At 57.3% G+C, this 19,749-nt stretch carries 19 protein-coding genes and 1 riboswitch; of the genes, 14 read left to right on the top strand and 5 right to left on the bottom strand.

Going from position 1 to position 19,749, the window contains the following annotated elements; all coding sequences use genetic code 11:
• Window positions 1–8: 8 nt before the first annotated feature.
• A complete protein-coding gene (locus tag RIN56_07770) occupies window positions 9–164 on the bottom strand; it encodes a hypothetical protein (GenBank protein MDR7866707.1) in 156 nt (51 codons plus the stop codon).
• Window positions 165–295: 131 nt separating this feature from the next.
• On the opposite strand from RIN56_07770, the gene RIN56_07775 reads away from it, so the two are divergent.
• Window positions 296–598, top strand: a complete 303-nt coding sequence (locus tag RIN56_07775) for a YkuS family protein (protein ID MDR7866708.1) — start codon at window positions 296–298, stop codon at window positions 596–598.
• A gap of 78 nt (window positions 599–676) precedes the next feature.
• Here RIN56_07775 and RIN56_07780 read toward each other — a convergent pair whose 3' ends face one another.
• Window positions 677–1,330 (bottom strand): N-acetylmuramoyl-L-alanine amidase, encoded by a 654-nt coding sequence (locus RIN56_07780; protein ID MDR7866709.1) that lies wholly within the window; start codon window positions 1,328–1,330, stop codon window positions 677–679.
• A gap of 197 nt (window positions 1,331–1,527) precedes the next feature.
• Here RIN56_07780 and RIN56_07785 point away from each other — a divergent pair, with 197 nt between their 5' ends.
• The 4 genes from RIN56_07785 to RIN56_07800 all read left to right on the top strand — a co-directional run bounded on the left by RIN56_07785 (window position 1,528) and on the right by RIN56_07800 (window position 6,504).
• Window positions 1,528–2,649, top strand: coding sequence for a metallophosphoesterase (locus tag RIN56_07785; protein MDR7866710.1), 1,122 nt, complete (start codon window positions 1,528–1,530; stop codon window positions 2,647–2,649).
• 294 nt (window positions 2,650–2,943) lie between these two features.
• Window positions 2,944–3,747, top strand: a complete 804-nt coding sequence (motA, locus tag RIN56_07790) for a flagellar motor stator protein MotA (GenBank protein MDR7866711.1) — start codon at window positions 2,944–2,946, stop codon at window positions 3,745–3,747.
• Window positions 3,728–4,504, top strand: a complete 777-nt coding sequence (locus RIN56_07795) for a flagellar motor protein MotB (protein MDR7866712.1) — start codon at window positions 3,728–3,730, stop codon at window positions 4,502–4,504. Before motA ends, RIN56_07795 begins: the two co-directional genes overlap by 20 nt.
• Before the next feature lie 194 nt (window positions 4,505–4,698).
• Window positions 4,699–6,504 carry a YcaO-like family protein gene (locus RIN56_07800; GenBank protein MDR7866713.1) on the top strand — a complete coding sequence of 602 codons (1,806 nt, stop codon included), beginning with the start codon at window positions 4,699–4,701 and terminating at the stop codon, window positions 6,502–6,504.
• 138 nt (window positions 6,505–6,642) lie between these two features.
• Here the strand turns inward: RIN56_07800 and RIN56_07805 are convergent, their stop codons facing one another.
• Entirely contained in the window at window positions 6,643–6,987 is a 345-nt protein-coding gene (locus RIN56_07805; GenBank protein MDR7866714.1) for a hypothetical protein, read from the bottom strand.
• 399 nt (window positions 6,988–7,386) lie between these two features.
• Between RIN56_07805 and RIN56_07810 the strand changes: the two genes are divergently transcribed.
• From RIN56_07810 to RIN56_07825, 4 genes are all read left to right on the top strand, one after another.
• Complete coding sequence (locus tag RIN56_07810) at window positions 7,387–8,058, top strand: TerC family protein (protein MDR7866715.1); 672 nt, start codon at window positions 7,387–7,389, stop codon at window positions 8,056–8,058.
• Window positions 8,059–8,242: 184 nt separating this feature from the next.
• Window positions 8,243–8,410: riboswitch (M-box (ykoK) riboswitch) on the top strand.
• A 73-nt stretch (window positions 8,411–8,483) separates the two neighbouring features.
• Window positions 8,484–9,758, top strand: coding sequence for an Nramp family divalent metal transporter (locus tag RIN56_07815; GenBank protein ID MDR7866716.1), 1,275 nt, complete (start codon window positions 8,484–8,486; stop codon window positions 9,756–9,758).
• 142 nt (window positions 9,759–9,900) lie between these two features.
• Window positions 9,901–10,740 carry a DUF2935 domain-containing protein gene (locus RIN56_07820; GenBank protein MDR7866717.1) on the top strand — a complete coding sequence of 280 codons (840 nt, stop codon included), beginning with the start codon at window positions 9,901–9,903 and terminating at the stop codon, window positions 10,738–10,740.
• A 131-nt stretch (window positions 10,741–10,871) separates the two neighbouring features.
• Complete coding sequence (locus tag RIN56_07825; protein MDR7866718.1) at window positions 10,872–11,642, top strand: tRNA threonylcarbamoyladenosine dehydratase; 771 nt, start codon at window positions 10,872–10,874, stop codon at window positions 11,640–11,642.
• Between the two features lie 106 nt (window positions 11,643–11,748).
• Here RIN56_07825 and RIN56_07830 read toward each other — a convergent pair whose 3' ends face one another.
• Window positions 11,749–12,738: a hydroxyacid dehydrogenase gene (locus RIN56_07830; GenBank protein ID MDR7866719.1), complete on the bottom strand. Its 990-nt coding sequence runs from the start codon at window positions 12,736–12,738 to the stop codon at window positions 11,749–11,751.
• 263 nt (window positions 12,739–13,001) lie between these two features.
• Here RIN56_07830 and RIN56_07835 point away from each other — a divergent pair, with 263 nt between their 5' ends.
• Both RIN56_07835 and RIN56_07840 read left to right on the top strand, forming a co-directional pair.
• Window positions 13,002–13,256 (top strand): GlsB/YeaQ/YmgE family stress response membrane protein, encoded by a 255-nt coding sequence (locus RIN56_07835; GenBank protein MDR7866720.1) that lies wholly within the window; start codon window positions 13,002–13,004, stop codon window positions 13,254–13,256.
• 191 nt (window positions 13,257–13,447) lie between these two features.
• A complete protein-coding gene (locus RIN56_07840; GenBank protein ID MDR7866721.1) occupies window positions 13,448–15,433 on the top strand; it encodes a methyl-accepting chemotaxis protein in 1,986 nt (661 codons plus the stop codon).
• A gap of 64 nt (window positions 15,434–15,497) precedes the next feature.
• Here the strand turns inward: RIN56_07840 and RIN56_07845 are convergent, their stop codons facing one another.
• Window positions 15,498–15,911 carry an EVE domain-containing protein gene (locus tag RIN56_07845; GenBank protein MDR7866722.1) on the bottom strand — a complete coding sequence of 138 codons (414 nt, stop codon included), beginning with the start codon at window positions 15,909–15,911 and terminating at the stop codon, window positions 15,498–15,500.
• Between the two features lie 203 nt (window positions 15,912–16,114).
• Between RIN56_07845 and RIN56_07850 the strand changes: the two genes are divergently transcribed.
• The 3 genes from RIN56_07850 (at window position 16,115) to RIN56_07860 (ending at window position 19,686) form a co-directional block, all read left to right on the top strand.
• The gene (locus tag RIN56_07850) at window positions 16,115–17,059 is read left to right on the top strand and encodes a respiratory nitrate reductase subunit gamma (protein ID MDR7866723.1); all 945 of its coding nucleotides are present in this window, start codon (window positions 16,115–16,117) and stop codon (window positions 17,057–17,059) included.
• Window positions 17,060–17,061: 2 nt separating this feature from the next.
• Complete coding sequence (locus tag RIN56_07855; protein MDR7866724.1) at window positions 17,062–18,666, top strand: (Fe-S)-binding protein; 1,605 nt, start codon at window positions 17,062–17,064, stop codon at window positions 18,664–18,666.
• A gap of 123 nt (window positions 18,667–18,789) precedes the next feature.
• The gene (locus tag RIN56_07860) at window positions 18,790–19,686 is read left to right on the top strand and encodes a YitT family protein (protein MDR7866725.1); all 897 of its coding nucleotides are present in this window, start codon (window positions 18,790–18,792) and stop codon (window positions 19,684–19,686) included.
• The last annotated feature ends 63 nt before the right edge of the window (window positions 19,687–19,749 follow it).

Here is a 19,749-nt window from a genome sequence, read left to right on the forward strand (position 1 = left end):
CGGGGTTATTAGTCGCCTTCGCCTTCCGGCTGCCTGGACGGGATTTGGTTGGGCCAGCCTTCGGGAATACGGGCTACCGGGACGCCATTTTCCAGAAAGTAGTCAATTTCCTTGCTGTAGGTGGCGCGCCCTGTTTCGGAGTCCGACAGTATCCTGAACGTCAATCTTACCACCCCCTCCACGTAGTATGGCTGTTTTTTCCCGTGAATAGTCGCCGCGGTTATTTCGCTCGCACCGCATAAGAGAGGGACGCCGGGAAGAATACTAGGCATAAAACCTGAGAGGAAGAAGCAGCATGGCTAAAGTGGTCGCGGTCCAGTCGCGGATGAACGATGTCGCGAGACTGCTGGCGAAGAGGGGCTACAAAGTGGTGGATATGCTGGAGGCTAGCCGGCCGGGGGCGAATGTCGACGCATTCTTGTACACGAGCTATCATAGTGATATTGTGAGTTCTTTCAACAGCATGACCCAGGCGGACAACGTGGCGCTGAGCGGAATGGCGTCCGAACTGGACAGCGCGACGATTCCGATGCTCAATGTTGCGGGAATGACGCCCGAGCAGGCGGTTGATATCCTGGAGGAGCGGCTGAACCGCTGAATGGGATACCTAAAGCCCCGGCTGTGCCGGGGCTTTAGGTATAATACGTCGAATGAGGTTATCGGGAGCCTTACTAGATTAGCGGGCGAGGAAATACCGCATAATACCTTTGCAGATGCCGGCGGCGATTTCCTGCTGGTAGACACTGTCGGCGAGACGGGCGGCTTCGTCGCGGTTGGTGAGAAAGCCCACCTCGACCAGTACCGCCGGGATATCGCTGGTGCGCAGCACGTAGAAGTTCGCGGGGCGCACGCCTTTGTTGACGGCGCCGGTTTCCAGGACAAGCGCTTCGAGGACGGTAGCCGCGAGATCATTAGGCCGCCCCGGGGCGTAAAATGTTATGGCGCCGGCGGTCTCCGGCTTTGTGGGGTGCGCGTTGGCGTGAAGGCTGACGAAGATGTCGGCGGCGGCGTTCCTCGCGATATCGACCCGGGCCTGGAGCTCGGCCACGGGCGTAATGCCGGGAGAGGCTGACAGATCGTCGGTAGCGCGGGTCATGACGACGGTGGCGCCGGCAGCGGTGAGCCTGGCCTTGAGCTCTAGCCCGATGGCGAGGTTTACGTCGGCTTCGCGCACACCGTGATGGAACGCGCCGGCCTGGTTGCCGCCATGGCCGGGGTCGAGGACGACGGTTTTGCCGGTAAGCGACCCCGGCTGCGCGGCGGCGGGAAGGCTGCAAAGGAGAATAAGCAGGATAAGCAGGAGCGCAGTCGGGCCGGGTTTTACGCGCATTTACAGCCTCCTCGGTGGTCGTATGGTTTGATATTAGCATAAAATGTCCCGGGCGGCCATAAGGATTTGACAGGCCAGACGATTACGCCGCACGGCGAAGGATTATCGCCGCACGGACCGAATTAGGAAAGGTACACTATATCGGCCTGATGGCGAACGGGGGTACGTGGTTGCCGGGATTTATCCTGATTGTTTTAGTGCCGTACTTATTGCTGAATTTCTATGTGGGCAGTCGCCTGTGGCAGTATATTTTTTCCCACCTGACGCCCGGGTGGGGCAAGGTTTTCTGGCCGCTTTTCTGGTTAATCGCCGTGACGCCGCTCGCTTCGCGGGTCAAGGCGCTGCCTGTACCGACGCAGATCAAGGATTTCCTTGCCTTTAGCGGCGATTACTGGCTGGCGGCGCTCTATTATTTCCTGCTGTTGTGGCTGGTGGCCGATCTTGGCATATTCCTGGTCCGGCGGCTAGGCCTGCTGACCGTGGCGGCTCACCGACCGCTGACGGTAGGGATAGCGGCGGTCGTGCTGGTCGTGGTTTTGTTGGCTTATGGTTCGTGGAACGCCCGCAACCCGCAGGTGACGCCGTATGAGGTGACGATCGCCAAACCGGCCGGCGACCTCGCCGAGCTGCGGGTGGTGATGGTGTCGGACATTCATCTCGGCCCGATCATCGGCAATGAGCGCCTGGAGGGACTGGTAGCGGCGATCAACGGCCGGCACCCCGACCTGGTGCTGTTGCCGGGAGATGTCATCGACGAGAATGTCAGCTATTTTGTCGAAATGAAGATGGCCGAACCTTTCCGCGACCTGAAGCCGCGTTTTGGGGTCTGGGCGGTGTTCGGCAACCACGAGTACATCAGCGGCAAGGCTGAAGAGGTCACGGACCGGCTGCGCGAAGCGGGCATCATGGTGCTGAGGGATGAATACGTCAAGGTGGGCGAAAGTTTCTACATCGTCGGCCGCGACGACCGGCGCCGGGCACAATTCGGCGGCCGGGCACGCCAGGAGCTGGCGGCGGTCATGGCAGGGGTCGACCGGCGGCTGCCCATTCTGCTCATGGACCACCAGCCTTACAGCCTCGATGAGGCGGCGGGACAGGGGGTCGATCTGCAGGTGTCGGGACACACCCATGTAGGCCAAATGTTTCCGAATAACTTCGTTACCGGTCGCATGTTTGAAGTCGACTGGGGGTATCTCCGCAAGGGGGCTTACCAGATTATCGTATCATCGGGATTCGGGACATGGGGACCGCCGATAAGGGTGGGCAACCGCCCGGAGATCGTCGACATAAGGATAAAATTCGCGGCGCCTGTCCGCTGAAAGAGGAAGCCCTGCATAGGCAGGGCTTCCTCTTTTGCCATTTTAGCAAAGCCGCAGATGAATACGTCTTCCAGCGCCTCCGGCCGGGTTGGGATGCATACCCTTTGTGGAAAATAACTTTTCACAGCAAATACCTATTATTTACAGAGGATTTCCTGCTAATTTAGCTAATCTATCTTAGTACCGAACACGTAGGGCATAAAGCTGGCGCCTGGTTGGTATTTCGCCGGGATGATTGCCGGCGCGGCCGGAAAGGGTCTTCGCAGCAATTATGATAGTTAGAGGGGAATGCAATTGGAGAAGTCGACTATTATCGGATTGATTCTGGGCTGCTCCGCCATAAGTGTGGGGATGGTCCTCAAGGGGGCCAGCCTATCGGCGCTGCTCAACCCGGCGGCTATGTTGATCATCTTCGCCGGTACGGCGGCATGCCTCCTCAACGGATTTCCGATGGAGCAGGTAAAAAAGTTTCCCAAACTGGTAAAAATGTTGTTTGTAAAACCGGTTCTGATGCCTCACGGCGAGATATTGCGCCTGTTCATCGGACTGTCGCAGCTCGCCCGCCGGGAAGGCCTGCTGGCTCTCGAACCGGGACTTGATGAGATAAAGGACCCTTTTCTTAAGGAAGGCCTGACAATGGTCATCGACGGTATGGATCCCGATCTGGTTGTGGACGTTCTCGGCCTGGACATCCAGCAAATGGAGGAGCGCCACCGGGTCGGAGCGCTCATCTTTTCGCAAGCGGGCATGTACGCCCCCACATTGGGTGTGCTGGGGGCGGTCGTCGGCCTGGTGGCCGCGCTCGGTAATCTCGACGATATCGAGCAGTTGGGGCACTCTATCGCCGCCGCTTTTATCGCCACACTGTTCGGTATATTTACCGGCTACGTAATCTGGCACCCCTTCGCCAACAAGCTGAAACTCATGTCCAAAGAAGAAACGGAGCTCAAGAAGATGATGCTGGAAGGAATACTCTCCCTCCAGGCCGGAGACAACCCGGCCACCCTGGAGGCCAAACTGAGGGTGTTCGTCCCGCAGAACAAACGGCAACTTCTCAACAAAGGCGAGGAAAAGGGCGATGCGACGGAAGAGGCATAGCAGCGAGGAACACGAGGAGCATGTCGACGAGACCTGGCTGGTTCCATACTCCGATATTTTAACCCTGCTGCTGGCCCTGTTCATCGTTTTGTTTGCTTCTTCCCAGGTCGACCAGAAGAAGTTCGAGCAGATGGCCCAGGCTTTCAACAGCGCTTTTCAGGGCAACCCGTCTATCTTCGAGAGCGTGCGCACGGTGCCCCAGCAGGCGGAAAGCCAGCCGCAGACAATTGATAAAGTACCGTCGGTATTATCCACCATAGGCAACGAACGGGCCAGTAACTTTCAGCAGGAAACCGCTCAACTGCTGGAAGCCAAGCGAAAAATCGACAAGTACATCGAGGATAACAACCTGACCGGTGGTTTCGGCACCATGCTCACCGACGACGGCCTGCTCGTCAGGATAAAGGATTCCGCGCTGTTCGAATCGGGCCGGGCCGATATGGTGCCGGCTTCGCGCGAATACGGAACCGCTATTGCCAAGATGTTGGCATCATTGCCGCAAAAGGTGGTAATATCGGGTCACACCGACAACATCCCCATCAACACCGCCGAGTTCCCTACCAACTGGGATCTTAGCTCGAAGCGGGCCCTGAACTTCATGAAATACCTCATGTCCCAGGAACAAAACCTCCAGCCCGCGCGGTTCAGCGCCATCGGTCATGGGGAGTATCGCCCGACGGCCGCCAATACGACTCCCGAAGGACGGGCCCAGAACCGTCGGGTCGAAGTATTGATCGTCCGCACACACTCGCGTTGAGTTTGTCTGTCATCGGCCTTAATGCTGCCGCCGCTTGCCGGCGGCATTTTTGTTTTAGCGGCGCCGGACAGGCAAATTGCGAACGGTCACTCGCCCGGAACTTACGGCATATATTAAAACAGGGTCTTGACATAATGTTTTGACGTGTCTGCCCGAGTAATTGGTGTGAGGTGCCGTAAATGAGTTTTTCCGGAATGAAGTATAAGGATGAGGTGCCGCTCAGGACGATCGGCAAGATCAAGGATATTTTGACAGGGATGGGCCTGTTGCCGATAGAGAAGGCGTGGCGCAACTCCCTGCAGGGGTTTTATTCGGTATCGGTGAATATCGCCGGCACCGATCTGTCCGTCAACGGCAAGGGCACATCTCACGAGTACGCGCTGGCAAGCGCCTACGGCGAACTGATGGAGAGGCTGCAGAACCTCTGCACTTTCCGGTTGAGCTTCGATCTCAGCCCCGAGGCGTTGGCCCGCCAGGGATTCTATTACGCGCCGGACGAAATACTTCTGAGCACGGCCGATCTCCTCACCGCTGGCGGAGAGTGGCTGACCGCCCAACTGGCGGGACTGGACCCGGCAACGGATAAGGAGGCGCTTCTCAAACTGTGGCAGGGGGTGACGTACGAGGACCTGCCAGCCGATTTTGCCGCCGTTCCTTACGGCAACTTGCATACAGGCAATATTTCCTACCTGCCGGTCAAGATGACCGCAAAAATGTATATGTCAAACGGCATGTGCGCCGGGAATACGCCGCAGGAGGCGCTGGTCCAGGGGATCGCCGAGTTGTTCGAGCGCCACGTAAACCAGCGGATCATCAGGGAGAAAATAGTGCCGCCTACGATACCAGGCGAATATATCGCCCGTTTCCCCCGCATAGCCGCCATGATCGCCGCTATCGAGGCCCGCGGCGCCTGTCGGGTAATCGTCAAGGACTGCTCGCTCGGCAAAGGGTACCCGGTGGTCGGGATAGTATATATCAACCTTGCCGACCAGAGCTATTTCGTTAAATTCGGCTCCCATCCCCTGTTCGAGATCGCCGCCGAGAGAACGTTGACCGAACTGCTGCAAGGCCAGGACATCGGCAGCATGATGGGGATGCGGGAGTTTTCCTACCGTGCCGGGGCGGACGACGGCAATAATCTGATCGGCATCCTGGTCAACGGCTCGGGGGTGTACCCGAGCGAGTTTTTTGGACCGCAGGCGAGCTATACATTCCGGGAGTGGGACGAAATAAAGGCTGACAGCAACCGGGACCTGCTGCGGCACCTGCTAGCGGTGCTGGCAGCCGACGGGTTTCAGGCTTATGCCCGCGACGTATCCTTCCTCGGGTTTCCCGCCTTCCATGTGACCATCCCCCATTTCAGTGAAATCGAAACATTCAGCGACGTCGGGGCGATTGAGGAATACGCCGCCTACAACGATGTCCGCAGGCTTGTCAGGAGACTCGACGAGCTCGATCCGGAGGAAAGGGGGCGGATTATAAACTTTCTGCGTCAATTGCCGTACAGCCCGGATGCGAATGTTTTTGAATTCCTCAACCAACCGGTCGGCGATCCGGCGCTTTTTCCCTGGTATTTCGGCAGCCTGGATCTGCTTCTGACCGCCCTGCTTTTTCGAAACGGCGATTTGGCGGGCGCCGCCGAAGTTTTCGAGCGGTTTGTGGCATTCAGCCGTACCGCCTCCCATGCTGCAGGGACAGTGACGTATTACAGATGCGTGGCCGATTACCTCGGCGCGCGCGTGGCGGGACGGAGCGAAGCGGATATCGTCGACACGCTTGGTGTTTTCTACCCGTCTGAGGTGGTAGCAGGCGTCGCACGCGAATTTGGCGACCCGACGATGCTTGTCTGCCGCCCTGATAACCCGCGCTGCTTTGACTGTCAACGGTGTCCCCAGCGGCCCGCCTGCCTCCACCCGCAAACCGAGCAGGTGTATTTGCAGCTCAAAGACCGCCAGGCAGCCTGCCCTATCGACCAGCGACGGTTGGCGGCGCTGGTGTAGTGCACCTGCTTTATCCCGAACGCGCGACCGCGACCAAACCCCCGGATGCAGGGCAACGCCGCCTCCGGGGGCTTCGGCCGTGACGAACGGGCAAAGAGAAGGCCGGCTTGAGGCCGGCACTGCATATTAACTGCTCAGTTATTTCATATAGTGACAGCTTTTCATATAGTGGCAACTGGACATCGGATAACAGCTTTGCATGCACTTGGCGCACTTCATGGCGTAGGTGCACGACATGCATTTCATGGACTGGCAGCTATCCATGCACTTCATCTTTTGGCAACTGTCCATACATTTCATGGACTGGCAGCTATCCATGCACTTCATCTTTTGGCAACTGTCCATGCATTTCATGGACTGGCAGCTATCCATGCACTTCATCTTTTGGCAGCTGTCCATGCATTTCATGGACTGGCAGCTATCCATGCACTTCATCGTCTTGCAACTGCAAGCGTAGTCGTCATAATCGTCATAGTCAATCATCAATTTTCACCTCCCGGGAGATTATTAGGGATATCCCTATTGACATAATATGATTACGAGCGCGAATTGGTTACGGCGGAAGAGCGATTGGTTTTATTGTGTTAAGAACGCCTGGTAATCGAGAATATTTCCTGTTGACACGCGGCAGGCAATAAGATAGTATAAATATCACTGAAGGGGAGTAGCCGTTAAGGCGGAGTCACCATTACGGTAGCAATACCTGGCTCTGTCGTTGGAGGTTTATCACCGGCCAATGGGCGAGACCTTTAGTATGGCGATTGTCATACTAAAGGTCTCTTTTATTTTTGCAACGCGAATAATAAAGAGACCTGTTGGGGAGGGGAGTAGGGGTAAAAGCGCCGGGGTCGTACAAACAAAAAAAGAATGGAGGTCGTTTCGATGGAACTATTAGCCGCGTTAGGGAGTATCATGCTCATCAACCTGATACTGAGTGGCGATAACGCAGTGGTCATAGCTCTGGCAAGTAGAAACCTGCCTCACGAGCAGCGCAAGAAGGCCGTATTTTGGGGTAGTATGGGCGCGGTCGTACTGAGGATCGTGCTGACCCTGGCGGCAGCATACCTGCTGCAAATCCCGTATCTGCAATTCGCCGGCGGTCTGGCGCTCATATGGATCGCCGTGAAACTGATCGCCGATGATAAGGGCGATGTCAAATGCCATGAGGCCGCCTGCCTCAGCGAAGCCATCAAGGTCATCCTGTTCGCCGATGTCATTATGAGTCTCGATAATGTTCTCGCTATCGCCGGTGTGGCTAACGGCAATTGGATACTGCTGGGTCTCGGCCTGGCGATGAGCATCCCGCTGGTCGTCTTCGGCAGCCAGCTAATCCTCAGCCTTATGGACCGCTTCCCGATCATCATCTACGCGGGAGCGGCCATCCTGGGCTGGACGGCTGCCAAGATGGTTATCGGCGACGCCGCTATCGGCGTGATGCTGACTGCATATGCTCTGCCTATCGAGGTGGCTCTCACCGCGGGCGTTGTAGCCGCGGGCTACTGGCTGAAGATAAGAGGGCGCCGGGGAATGGAACCTGCCGACCAGCCGGAATAGGCTGAAAAGATCATGACCAGACGGGGAAAGCCCCCGTCTGGTCATTTTTGCCTTTGGAAGCCGAAAGATTCCGTTCTGAGGTCGATTTTGGGAATGACGGCTGTTTTGCGATACTTTAACTCATGTTTTTGCGCTAATGATTGACCTTTCGTACGGTGAGGCATATAATGAAGAAGAAAACCGATCATTTCTCTGTTAGGTGAGGCTCCTGCATAAACAGAGGCCACTGCCCGGAAACGTCGAGAGACGCCAATGGGTATAACAGGTATTACCGGCGTAAGGTTCTACCTAATGTGGCTGAGGAGTGTGCTCTACGTTATGCAGTGCTAAAACTCGACGAGTAGGGAAGGTCGTACTTTTAGCGACATGAAAGACCTTCCGCAGGGAAGGTCTTTTCTTTTTTACTAAGGAAGGAGGTGGCTGGCGTGGATGTGAAGAGAATGAAGGAGCGGCTGGTGCTTTTCCTTGCTGTAATGGGCCCGGGGATCATCACCGCCTTTGCCGACAACGACGCCGGCGGCATAGCCACCTACTCCGCGGCCGGGGCCAAGTACGGCTACAGCCTGCTGTTCGTGCTGTTCATCAGCATTCTCGCCCTGACCGTCGTCCAGGAGATTTCCGCCCGCACCGGGGCGGTGACCGGTCGCGGCCTTTCCGACCTCATTCGCGAGCGGTACGGAGTAAAATGGACTTTTTTCGCCATGTCGGTGTTGATGGTGGCCAACATCGGCACGACTGTGTCGGAGTTTTCCGGTATTGCCACAAGCTTCGAGATATTTGGGATCAGTCGCTATATCGCGGTGCCGGTAATCGCCTTTGTTGTGTGGCGGCTGGTGCTCAAGGCCAATTACTCGCGGATCGAGAAGGTTTTCTTCGCTCTCTGCCTAACTTTCTTCAGTTATGTAATCTCCGGATTCATCGTCGACCCGCCGTGGCGGGAGGTTATAGCCGTCGCGGCCACGCCGCCCACCTTCTCGCACGATCCGGGGTACCTGCTGATGGTGATTGGCATCATCGGCACGACGATCACGCCCTGGGGGCAGTTTTACGTCCAGGCGACGATCGTCGACAAGGGAATAACCGCCAAAACATACGCGTATACACGCTGGGACGTGCTCGTCGGCGCTTTCTTCACCGGCTTTATCGCCTTCTTCATCGTGGTGGCGACCGCGGCCACCCTCCATGTGAACAATATTCCCATCGAAACGGCCGCCGACGCGGCGATTGCCCTCGAACCGCTGGCCGGTAAATACGCATCCTTCCTGTTTGCCTTCGGCCTGTTCGGCGCATCGATGCTGGCCGCTTTCATCCTTCCGCTCAGTACCTCTTATGCCATCTGCGAGGCTTTCGGTTTCGAGAGGGGCATCAGCAAGTCTTACAAGGAGGCGCCGGTATTTTTCGGCCTATACACCGCCATCATCGTTTTCAGCGCCATCCTTGTGCTGTGGCCAGGGTTGTCTCTTTACCACGTCATGCTGACAACTCAGGTGGTGAACGGCATCTTGCTCGTGCCGGTGCTCATTTTCATGGTGCTCATCGCCAGCAATGCCAAGATCATGGGCAAGTACCGCAACTCGCCCCTTTATAATCTTGTCGCCTGGGCGTTCGCCGCTCTGATAATCGTCCTTACTATCCTGCTGCTCGCGGCGACGGTGGCGCCCGGTCTGGTGGAGCAGCTATTCGGCCGCCTGATGCCGTAGCGCGGCAGAGAACCCGGTCATTCAAGGAGACATGAAGCAACAAGCTTCATGTCTCCTTTTCGGTTGGCTTCGGGGCCAGTCGGGGCACACATGGGAGGTAATGACATAAAATATAGTAAAACGAGAAGAATGGGGGGTAAGTATGGATATTTTCTGCCGCGGCGTAAAGCCCTTCCCGCCCCCTGCCATTGCGGAAGTGCTTTTCTGGCTTAGAATAATGCGCGATCACGCACAGTTTATCGATCTTGGGCTTCCGTGCGCGGAAAGCGATCTGAAGATAGAAGCACAGAGATTCTCGGCCGTTTTCGGCGATCTTGAGGACCGCTTTGCCAAGGAGACGTCTGGGGAAGAGTTTTCCCGCCTCGTTGCCGTGACGATGATCGCGGTAGGGAAGTTTTTCGTTTTTAACCGGCATATTCTTCACTTGATCGTGGATTGCCGGTTGTGCGGCGGCTGGCTAACCCCGCTTTTTGTCGACCACTTGTCGCGCGAGGCGCTCTATTTCCGGAAACTGCTGAAAAAAATCGTCGGTTGCGCGATGGCGTTTCCGGTGGATGCCATGGTAAGCGAGAACATTTTCTGGGTACGTGGCATCGCCGACCATGCCAAGTTTATCCGCGGGCTCATCGATCCGACGGAACGGGCTTTTGTCTTGCAGGCCAAGTGTTTGGGGGAGAAATTTGACACGCTGAATCTTCAGGCCCGCGATCTTGCCAGTATGCTGTGGCATTACCGACCGAATAACGAGCTTGTCCAGTTCGAAAAGGATCTCAGGGTGGCTGCCGACGAAGCTGTCGATTTTTTCGCCACGGCGGAAAGCCTGGTCGCCCGCTGCGCGGCGGCTGCGGTTTTCCCTCCGCTGGTGGCCGACCATATTCGCCGCGAGGGCGAGCATTTTTTGGCTGTGCTCGAACTCATCCGCCAGTGTCTTCTCCAGGGCGAAGAAGCGCCGGACGAGGAGGATGAAGATGAGGAAGATTGACCGGGGCCTCCGCAAAAGCGGAGGTCTTTTGTTTGGGCTGGAACGTTTGGCAGGGATTAAGGTGATTGCGGTGTATTTTCGTATAGTAGAGGATACTTTAAGGACAACGGTTTCTGCGAAAGGGTGGGGTTATGCTGCATCGTTTTTCCCGGATGGAACTGCTCGTCGGGCCGGCGGCGCTGGCCGTGCTGGCGACGAAGAAAGTGGCGGTTTTCGGCGTCGGCGGGGTGGGATCGTTCGCGGTCGAGGGGCTGGTGCGCTGTGGGGTCGGTAAACTGGTTCTCGTCGACGACGACTGTATCTGTCTGACAAACCTCAACCGGCAGCTCCACGCGACGACAAAGACGATCGGCAAGGCGAAAGTGGCGGTTATGAGAGACAGGGTGCTGGAGATCAACCCTGACGCGCATGTAACAGTTCACCAGAAGTTTTACCTGCCCGAGACGGCGACGGAGCTCATCGCCGACGACTACGACTATATTATCGATGCCGTCGATACCGTGACGGCAAAGATCGATCTTGTCGTGCGGGCCGCTGAGCGCAATATCCCCATCATCAGCAGCATGGGGGCGGGCAACAAGCTTGACCCGACGAAATTCGAGGTAGCGGATATTTTCAGCACCTCCGTCTGCCCGCTGGCGAAGGTGATGCGCTACGAACTGAAACACCGCGGCATCAAGGCCCTAAAGGTCGTATACTCGCGGGAAAAACCGGTCGCGCCGCGGGAAAGCGAGGAAACGAGCTGCGTTACCGGATGCGTCTGCCCGCCGGGCACGCCCCGGAAATGCACCACCAGGCGTCAGATACCGGGCAGCATCGCGTTTGTTCCCTCGGTGGCGGGGCTGATCCTGGCGGGAGAAGTTGTAAAAGATTTGATCCATTGCGAGGGAGGTAGTTTATGAGAGCCACCTGTTTTTGACCGCGATGTCAGCTTGGCAGATGGCTCCGCTTCCGGCATTCGTTAAAATAAGGGCACCGCGCGCGCGGTGCCCTTATTTTAATATTGGGTTAGCGGCCTGTCGGCAGGCCGGTTATATTGTTGGCCGCGGTTAGGGGTTGGCCTGTAAAGGCTCTTGTCACCAAACGGGCGAGGGTCATACTGATGGTGTGCTCAGCTTCTTCGGTCGACCCTCCCATATGCGGGGTGATGATGGCGTTGTCGAGTTCCAGGAGGGGGTGATGGTAGTCCTGTTCGCCGGGGGCGGCCTCGAAGTCCGGCTCGGGGTCGAGGATGTCGAGCCCGGCGGCGGCGACGTGGGCGCTGCGCAGGGCTGCATGGAGCGCCCGCTCGTTGACGATGCCGGCGCGGGAGGTGCTGATGATCCGCACCCCCGGCTTGCAGAGATCAAGCTCCGGGGCGCCGATGAGGTCCGTAGTTTCCGGCTTCTTGGGGACGTGGACGGTGATAACGTCGGCCCGGCGAAGAAGAGCTGCCAGGGTGGCGCATTTTTCCGCCTCCAGTTCTTCGAAGCGGGCTTCTTCAATATACGGATCATAGGCGATAACCTTAAGACCCAGAGCTTTAAGTTTTGTCGCCACCAAGGAACCGATGCGGCCAAGGCCTACGATGCCGGCAGTTTTGCCGTGCAGCTCATGGCCGAAATAAACGACACGGCGGAAATCCTTGGCTTTCCCGGCGCGGTAAGCCTGGGGAATATTGCGGAAGGCGGCAAATATGAGGCCGACGGCAAGTTCGGCTGTTGACATGGCGTTGGCGGCCGGGGTATTGACAACCGGGATGCCACGCATGGTACAGGCCGGCAGGTCGATATTGTCAAGGCCGTTTCCCGCCCTTCCGACGATTTTCAGCTTTTTTGCTCTGGCGAGGAGCTCTTCGTCCACCCGGGTGACACTACGGACAATCAGGCCGTCGTAGCGGTGGATGACCTTTAGAAGTTCGCTCTGGGATATACCGAGGCAAGCCTCGACGGAAAATCCGTTTTCTCTGAGGTAGTATATGCCGACTTCGGCAATTCTCTCCGTCACGATGATGTTCACTTATCTACCTCCCGTTTTCGCCGTTGCCTGGGCGGATTATCCGCTACGCGGGAAGGGGTAAACAGTTTCCGCTTTGTTTTTATTCTCCGCTGGCGCTGTTAACCCTCCGTGGCTAGCTGAGAAAATATTCCCCCTGGAATGCGGCAGACATGCGAATCAAGGCCTATTTTGTATAAAAGGCGTAGAAGTAGGCAATATTATGGATGCGGCACCAATTATTGGTGATTGATGAAAGGAGTGGTAAATAAGTGGATTTCAGTCAAATAGCATGGTTTCTGATTATCGGCGTCGTCGCCGGCTGGGTGGCCGGCCAGATTTTCCGCGGCGGCGGATTTGGCCTGTGGGGCGATATGGCGGTCGGCATCGTAGGCGCCTTGGTAGGCGGCTTCGTGTTTGGCCTGCTGGGGATAACGGCCTACGGCGTGATCGGCGCCATCATCACCAGCACTGTCGGAGCTTTGCTTTTCCTGTGGGTGCTAAGGCTGTTTACCAAGCCGCGGGCGACAGCCAGCAAGTAGCATATTTACTCCCTCGAAAGCGTCGCCTCTCAGAAATGGGAGGAGACGCTTTTTGTTATAATCACGACAATATTCGACAAGGAATTAACATAAAATAAAAGTTTTGGAAAAATGTCAACTGTTGTAATAGGAATCTGTTAGATTGAGGCGAAAATAACTTATTGACAAAATCAACAATCAGGGGAGCTGAGATGGAAGTGGCAATGGGAATCAAGCAAAAGCTGATCGTCTATGTCATTATCCTCGTCGCAGTGGCTGTGGCCGCCGCAACCGTGCCGGCAGTATACTTTCTCGGCAAGACACAGGAAAAGGCCTATGAAGCCAACGCCATCCAGGGCCTTGAGGGGATGGCGAACATCCTCGAGGATTATAAGAAACTTGCGAGCGCCAACGCGCTGGTAATGGCCGCGTATCCCGGGCTCAGCCAAGCTATCGAGGCCAAGGACACAGGCGCTGTTATCCGCATATTGGGGCCGTTTGCCAAGGAGGCGAAGATAGACTCGGTCACGATAAGTGATGATAAGGGCGTGGTCGTTGCCCGCACCCACGACGCGAAAACGGGCGACAGTGTCGCCAACCAGGCCAATGTCCAGGCTGCCCTCAAGGGCAGCGTTCTCGCCGCCGTCGAGCCCGGCACGGTAGTCAAGCTGTCCGTCCGCGCCGGTGCGCCGGTGAAAAACGCTGAAGGAAAGATAGTCGGCGTGGTGACGCCCGGCTATACCGCCAGCCGCGACGAGATTGTCGATCAAGTCAAGAAGATGTTCGGGGTGGAAGCAACCTTCTTTCTCGGCAATGAGCGAGTCTCAACCACCATCGTCAAAGACGGCAAGCGACAGATCGGCACAAAGCTCGGCGAAGAGCTCTCCGCCAAAATACTGGGGAAAGGGGAGCGGTTCGTCGGCCGGGCAGAAATCCTCGGTGTCGATCACTTTACCGCCTACGCACCGATTATGAGCCCGAATAATAAACCGCTGGGCATAATCTTCGCCGGCCAAAACCTTTCCGAGATGTACGCTGAACGCAACCGAATGCTGACCGCCATCGCGGTGGCCGCGCTGTTCGCTCTTGTCCTCGGCTCCTGCTTCGCCTTTATGCTGGCCAGGGGTATTGCCGGTCCGGTACAGCGGCTTGCCGAGGGCGTGAGCCAGGTGGCGGGAGGAGATCTGACCCGGGTGGTGTCGGTTGAATCGCGCGACGAGATCGGAACTCTGGCGGCCGGCTTCAACAAAATGGTGGCCGATCTCCGGGCTCTTGTTACCCAAGTCAGCGGCCTGGCCGAAACGCTTGCGGCATCGAGCCAGGAACTGACCGCCAGCGCAGAGCAATCGGCTCAGGCGGCCGGGCAGGTGGCCGAATCGATCACCGAGGTGGCGGCCGGCGCCGGAAAACAACTTGAAGCAGTCACTGTTACCGCCGAAACCGTTGACCGGATGTCGGTAGGCGCACGGCAGGTCGCCGTCGATGTTCGGACGGCGGCGGACCTCGCCGGCAAGGCAGCCCATTCGGCCGGCGAAGGCGGCCAGGCGGTCGAAACGGCAGTTTCCCAGATGGCCCGGATCGAAGCGACGGTCAACGACTCGGCGGCCGTAGTCGCCAAGTTGGGCGAACAGTCCAAGGAGATCGGCCAGATTATCGATACGATCACCGGTATCGCCGGTCAGACCAACCTGCTCGCTCTCAACGCCGCCATCGAGGCTGCCCGGGCGGGCGAACAAGGGCGAGGTTTTGCGGTAGTGGCGGAAGAGGTGCGACAGCTTGCCGAGCAGTCTCAACGAGCTGCTGGCCAAATCGCTGACCTGATCGGCGGAATACAGGCGGAAACCGCCCAGGCGGTGACGGCGATGGAAAAGGGCACCAGAGAGGTCGGCGAGGGTACGAAGATGGTATCTTTGGCCGGACAGGCGTTCAAAAGCATAATCGAGCTTGTGGGCGAAGTATCCGCGCGGTCGGGAGAGGTAGCGGCCGTCATAAACGAATTCGCCGGCGACAGCGAACAAACGGTCAAGGCTGTCGGTGGGATCAAAGTCATCAGCCAGGATACGATGGGCCAGACCGAGACGGTATCGGCAGCCACCGAGGAACAGTCGGCGTCGTTGGAGGAAATCGCCTCGTCCAGCCGGGAGCTGGCCAAAATGGCGGGCGATCTGCAGGCGGCGGTCGGCAGGTTCAAGGTCTAAGGTATTAACCTTGTTGGCGCACAACAACAAAACCCGGGGAGATTCCCCGGGTTTTCGCATGCCGTCAGATTCTTTCCTGCGCCATGTTGAGAATATGCTGCCAGTGCTCCGGCGGCACGGGCATCACCGACAGGCGGGGGAGGCGCGCCAGTTCCCAGTCGGCGAAGGCCGGGTCGCTCTTGACCTCTCGCAGCGTAACCGGCCGTTGGAGGCGGTAACGCGGGGCAACATCCACGACCACGAAGCGCGCGTCGTCGCCGGCCGGGTCGGGGTACGCGGGCGCGACAATCTCGGCGACGCCGACGATGGCCTTTTCTTTTCCGGTGTGATAGATGAAGACAAGATCGCCGGCCGCCATCTGCCGCATGTTGGCGAGGGCGCGGAAGTTGCGCACCCCGTTCCAGCGGTCGCGCCCCAGGCGGACCAGATCGTCGTAGCAGAATTCGTCGGGTTCGGTTTTCATCAGCCAGAAGGACACCGGCAACACCTCCGCAGTCACTCCTGTTAGTATTCCCCGCGCCGCGGCCGGCAACCTGCTGGTTTTCTCCCTGGATTTTCCGTGAACCCGTTACTTATCAGGTTATAACATTCCTCTATGAGTTTGTGACAAAAACCACATATGAAGTCGGGGGGCAGTCTGCTACAATTGAAGTGAAATAATCGTACGGGAGGACTACGCCTATGGGTGACACATTAAGCTGGCTGATCGCCGGTCCCTTCATGTACCTGGCTGTCATCGTTTTTGTCGCCGCTACCCTGAAGAAGGTTATCACAATTGCTTCTATGCCCCGTCACCTGCGGTGGGATCTTTACCCGATCGCCCACGAGGGGCCGGCAGGCTCGGCTTTCCAAAAGGTCGAGTTCTGGAAACAGCCCCGTCACATTAGCCTTGCCCACGAGCTGGCCGAAATGGCCGAAGAGATTCTCCTCCTCAAGCGTACTTTTCTCTATAACCGTAAGATGTGGAACTTCTCCTACCCCATGCATGCCGGCTTCTATCTCATCATCGGCTGGATAGGCCTCGTGAAATTCGGCGCCATCATGGAGCTGATCGGCGGCCTGAAGATTTCCGGCGCATCGACGGTCTTTTGGGCTCAGGCTTTGAACGTAGTTACGGTCATCGCCGGAGCGGTAGGTCTCGTCCTTGGTCTTTACGGCTGCCTGGGGCTGCTGTGGATGCGTTACACCGACGAAGATCTCAAAGACTATTCATCGCCGATTACCTTCCTCAACCTCTACCTGCTTATCGCTCTGTTCGGCATCGGGCTGGCCGCTTGGCTGATCGAAGACCCCTCTTTTGTCCTCGCCAGGGGCTACGCCGTTTCGCTGTACACCTTCAAACCGATAACCCTGCCTCCTATGATGACGCTTGAAGTACTGCTGTTCGGCATCTTCCTCATCTACCTGCCCTTCAGCCGCATGCTGCACTTCGCCGCCAAATATTTCTTCTATCACAACATCATGTGGGACGACGAGCCGCTCGTCGCTGGCGGCAGCCTCGAGAAAATGATCGGCGGCTATCTGCACTACAAAGCTCAGTGGGCGGCTCCTCACCTGAAATCCGGAGACTCCTGGCTGGAGCAGGCGACGGCCAATCCAGCCAAGCCGAAGGAGGATGGGAAGTAAATATGAAACATAAAGTCAGTCACAAAGATATCGCCAAACAGGCCGAAATTTTATGCCCGCTGGCCGTTACCGACCTGGACAAGGTTCCCGGCTACGAGGAAAAGCCTTTTAAACCCGTAAAGCCGGACTGGAAAGAGAAATACGACTTTTCCCTCGACGGCTTCTCGGCTCTCGCTCTAACCCCGCCGGCCACCAAAGAGGCGGAGGAAGAACTCGTCAACAAGTTCCTCCGCGGCCTGGAAAAACTGTTTTCCCAAGAAAGCAACTGGACGTTCATGCAGCCGACCTCGCTCAGCACCGACTACTGCGTGCGCTGCAACACTTGCAACGAGGCGTGCCCCATTTACGTCGAGAGCGGCCGCCAGGACATTTACCGCCCAAACTACCGCTCCGAACTGCTGCGTAAAATCTACCAGCGTTATTTCACAACCGAGGGCCGCCTGCTCGGCGGCTTCGTCGGCGCCGACGTCGAACTCAACTGGCGGACCATTTACCGCCTTGCCGAACTGACCTACCGCTGCACCATCTGCCGCCGCTGCGCCGCCACCTGCCCGGTAGGGGTCGATAACGCTCTGATGAACCGCGAATTAAGGAAACTGTTCAGCCAGGAACTCGGTATCGCCGCCGAGGGCGTGCATAAGAGCGGCTCGATGCGCCACCTGCAAACCGGCTCCTCGACCGGCATGACGCCGGCCGCCTTCCTCGACACCATCGAGTTCATCGAAGACGACATCGAAGAGAGAATCGGCAGAAGGATAAAAATTCCCATCGACAAGAAGGGGGCCGACATCCTTCTCATCCATAATGCCGGCGAATACGTATCCTGGCCGGAGAACCCGGCCGCCTTCGCCATCCTCCTCGACGCCGCCGGCATAGACTGGACGCTGTCGAGCGAATCGATGGGTTACGAAGGGGTAAACTACGGCACCTGGTACGACGATTTCCAGTTTGCCCGCGTGGCTGTTGCCCAGGTCCAGGCCGCGAAGAAACTGGGCGTGCGGCGGATCGTCGTCGGCGAATGCGGTCATGCCACCAAGGCGATCGTCGAAATCGCCGACCGGGTGTGCGTGGGCGATCTGGCCATCCCCCGCGAGGGTTGCCTGCCGCTCTTGGAGCAGATCGTCACCAGCGGGGCGATCAAGTTCGACCCCAGCAAGAACAACTTCCCGATTACCCTCCACGACCCCTGCAACATGGTCCGCCTGATGGGCATCGTTTCGCCGCAACGCAACGTCCTCAAGGCCATTACTCCGCCCGGTTGCTTCCGTGAAATGCCCAACGCCGGCGTAATGAATTATTGCTGCGGCGGCGGCAGCGGTTTCGCCGTGATGAATTCGCTGAACTTCCCGGAGTGGCGGAACAATGTGGCGTCACGCATGAAGGCTAATCAGGTGCTGGAGGCGTTCAAGGACTGCCTCGACCCCTCCATCCCCAAATATTACTGCGCCCCTTGCTCCAACTGCAAGGGCGCTGCCCGCGACTCGCTAATGGAGCACTACGGCTTCCGCGACAAGTACAACATCATCTACGGCGGCCTTGTCGAACTGATGGTGAACGCGATGGTCGATGTAGAGAAGCCATTCATATCTTGGGAAGACGAATTCTAACGGCTCAAAACCCCGCCTCGCGGGGTTTCTTCTTTGCGGCGATATTGCGTGCGGACGGGACAACCTATATAATAAAAGTCGGTTGGGGGACCAGCCGAAAAAGACGCTCCGGAGGGAAGCAGCATGCAATTAACTGCAAAGGAAGAATGGCGCCGCGAGGCTATGCGGTATATGTTTACCGGCGTCGGCGGACTCATTTGCGGCGTCGCCATCAACGCTTTTTTCGTGCCGCATTTCCTGCTGAGCGGGGGCATTGCCGGTATCGCAATGATCCTCCATTATCTGTCTGACTGGCCGATCGGCCTGATGATCGCAGTTTTCAACATCCCCCTCTTCTACGCCGCATATCGCTTCATGGACCGGGCGTATTTTCTGTGCGCCCTCTACGGTCTGGTAATATTCACCGTTGCCATCGACGCCACCAATTTTCTCACCGCCAGACCGGCGGTCGACGATACGCTGCTGGCCGCCATTTTCGGCGGCCTCGTGTCGGGCGTCGGCTCGGGGATCGTCTTCCGCGTCAACGGCAGCCTGGGTGGCTCGGATATCATCGTGGTACTGGTGAAGAAGTATTTCGCCTTCAACGCCGGCCACGTAATGCTCGCCATCAACGCCGTCCTGATGACGGTCGCCGCTTTCCTGTTCGGCGCCAAGCCGGCGATGTTTACGCTGGTTTCGATGTATGTCAGCGCGATGACGGTCGACAAAGTAATCGCCGGTTTCAATACCAAAAAGACCGTTTTGATTATTTCCGAATGCAGCGACGAGATCGCCGCGGCGATTATGAACGAAGTCGGGCGGGGAGTAACGTTCATCAAGGGCCAGGGGGCCTTCACCCGCGAGGACAAGAGAGTGGTTTTCGTGGTGGTTTCACTGACCCAGATGGCCAAAATAAAACCGATCGTCGACGCCATCGATTCGCACGCCCTGATGATCGTGCAGGATGCGGTGGAAGTCCTCGGCCACGGATTCAGCTTACCGAAATATCGGAACAGCGACGGAATAGACAACCAAGATTAGCGGCCGCTTTTGACAAAGGCCGCAAGGACGGCGGGCGATGCCCGCCGCTTTCGTTTATGCCCC

Source organism: Sporomusaceae bacterium (genome assembly GCA_031460455.1).
Taxonomy (GTDB): Bacteria; Bacillota; Negativicutes; order Sporomusales; family UBA7701; genus Anaeroselena.

What these genes read in the sequence shown, in the direction of transcription:
- RIN56_07850 (MDR7866723.1), top strand. Translation starts at nt 16,115, where the DNA reads ATGGGTGACACATTAAGCTGGCTGATCGCCGGTCCCTTCATGTACCTG.
- RIN56_07825 (MDR7866718.1), top strand. Translation starts at nt 10,872, where the DNA reads ATGCTGCATCGTTTTTCCCGGATGGAACTGCTCGTCGGGCCGGCGGCG.
- RIN56_07805 (MDR7866714.1), bottom strand. Translation starts at nt 6,987, where the DNA reads ATGATTGACTATGACGATTATGACGACTACGCTTGCAGTTGCAAGACG.
- RIN56_07775 (MDR7866708.1), top strand. Translation starts at nt 296, where the DNA reads ATGGCTAAAGTGGTCGCGGTCCAGTCGCGGATGAACGATGTCGCGAGA.
- RIN56_07795 (MDR7866712.1), top strand. Translation starts at nt 3,728, where the DNA reads ATGCGACGGAAGAGGCATAGCAGCGAGGAACACGAGGAGCATGTCGAC.
- RIN56_07820 (MDR7866717.1), top strand. Translation starts at nt 9,901, where the DNA reads ATGGATATTTTCTGCCGCGGCGTAAAGCCCTTCCCGCCCCCTGCCATT.
- RIN56_07840 (MDR7866721.1), top strand. Translation starts at nt 13,448, where the DNA reads ATGGAAGTGGCAATGGGAATCAAGCAAAAGCTGATCGTCTATGTCATT.
- RIN56_07860 (MDR7866725.1), top strand. Translation starts at nt 18,790, where the DNA reads ATGCAATTAACTGCAAAGGAAGAATGGCGCCGCGAGGCTATGCGGTAT.
- RIN56_07780 (MDR7866709.1), bottom strand. Translation starts at nt 1,330, where the DNA reads ATGCGCGTAAAACCCGGCCCGACTGCGCTCCTGCTTATCCTGCTTATT.
- RIN56_07855 (MDR7866724.1), top strand. Translation starts at nt 17,062, where the DNA reads ATGAAACATAAAGTCAGTCACAAAGATATCGCCAAACAGGCCGAAATT.
- RIN56_07800 (MDR7866713.1), top strand. Translation starts at nt 4,699, where the DNA reads ATGAAGTATAAGGATGAGGTGCCGCTCAGGACGATCGGCAAGATCAAG.
- RIN56_07810 (MDR7866715.1), top strand. Translation starts at nt 7,387, where the DNA reads ATGGAACTATTAGCCGCGTTAGGGAGTATCATGCTCATCAACCTGATA.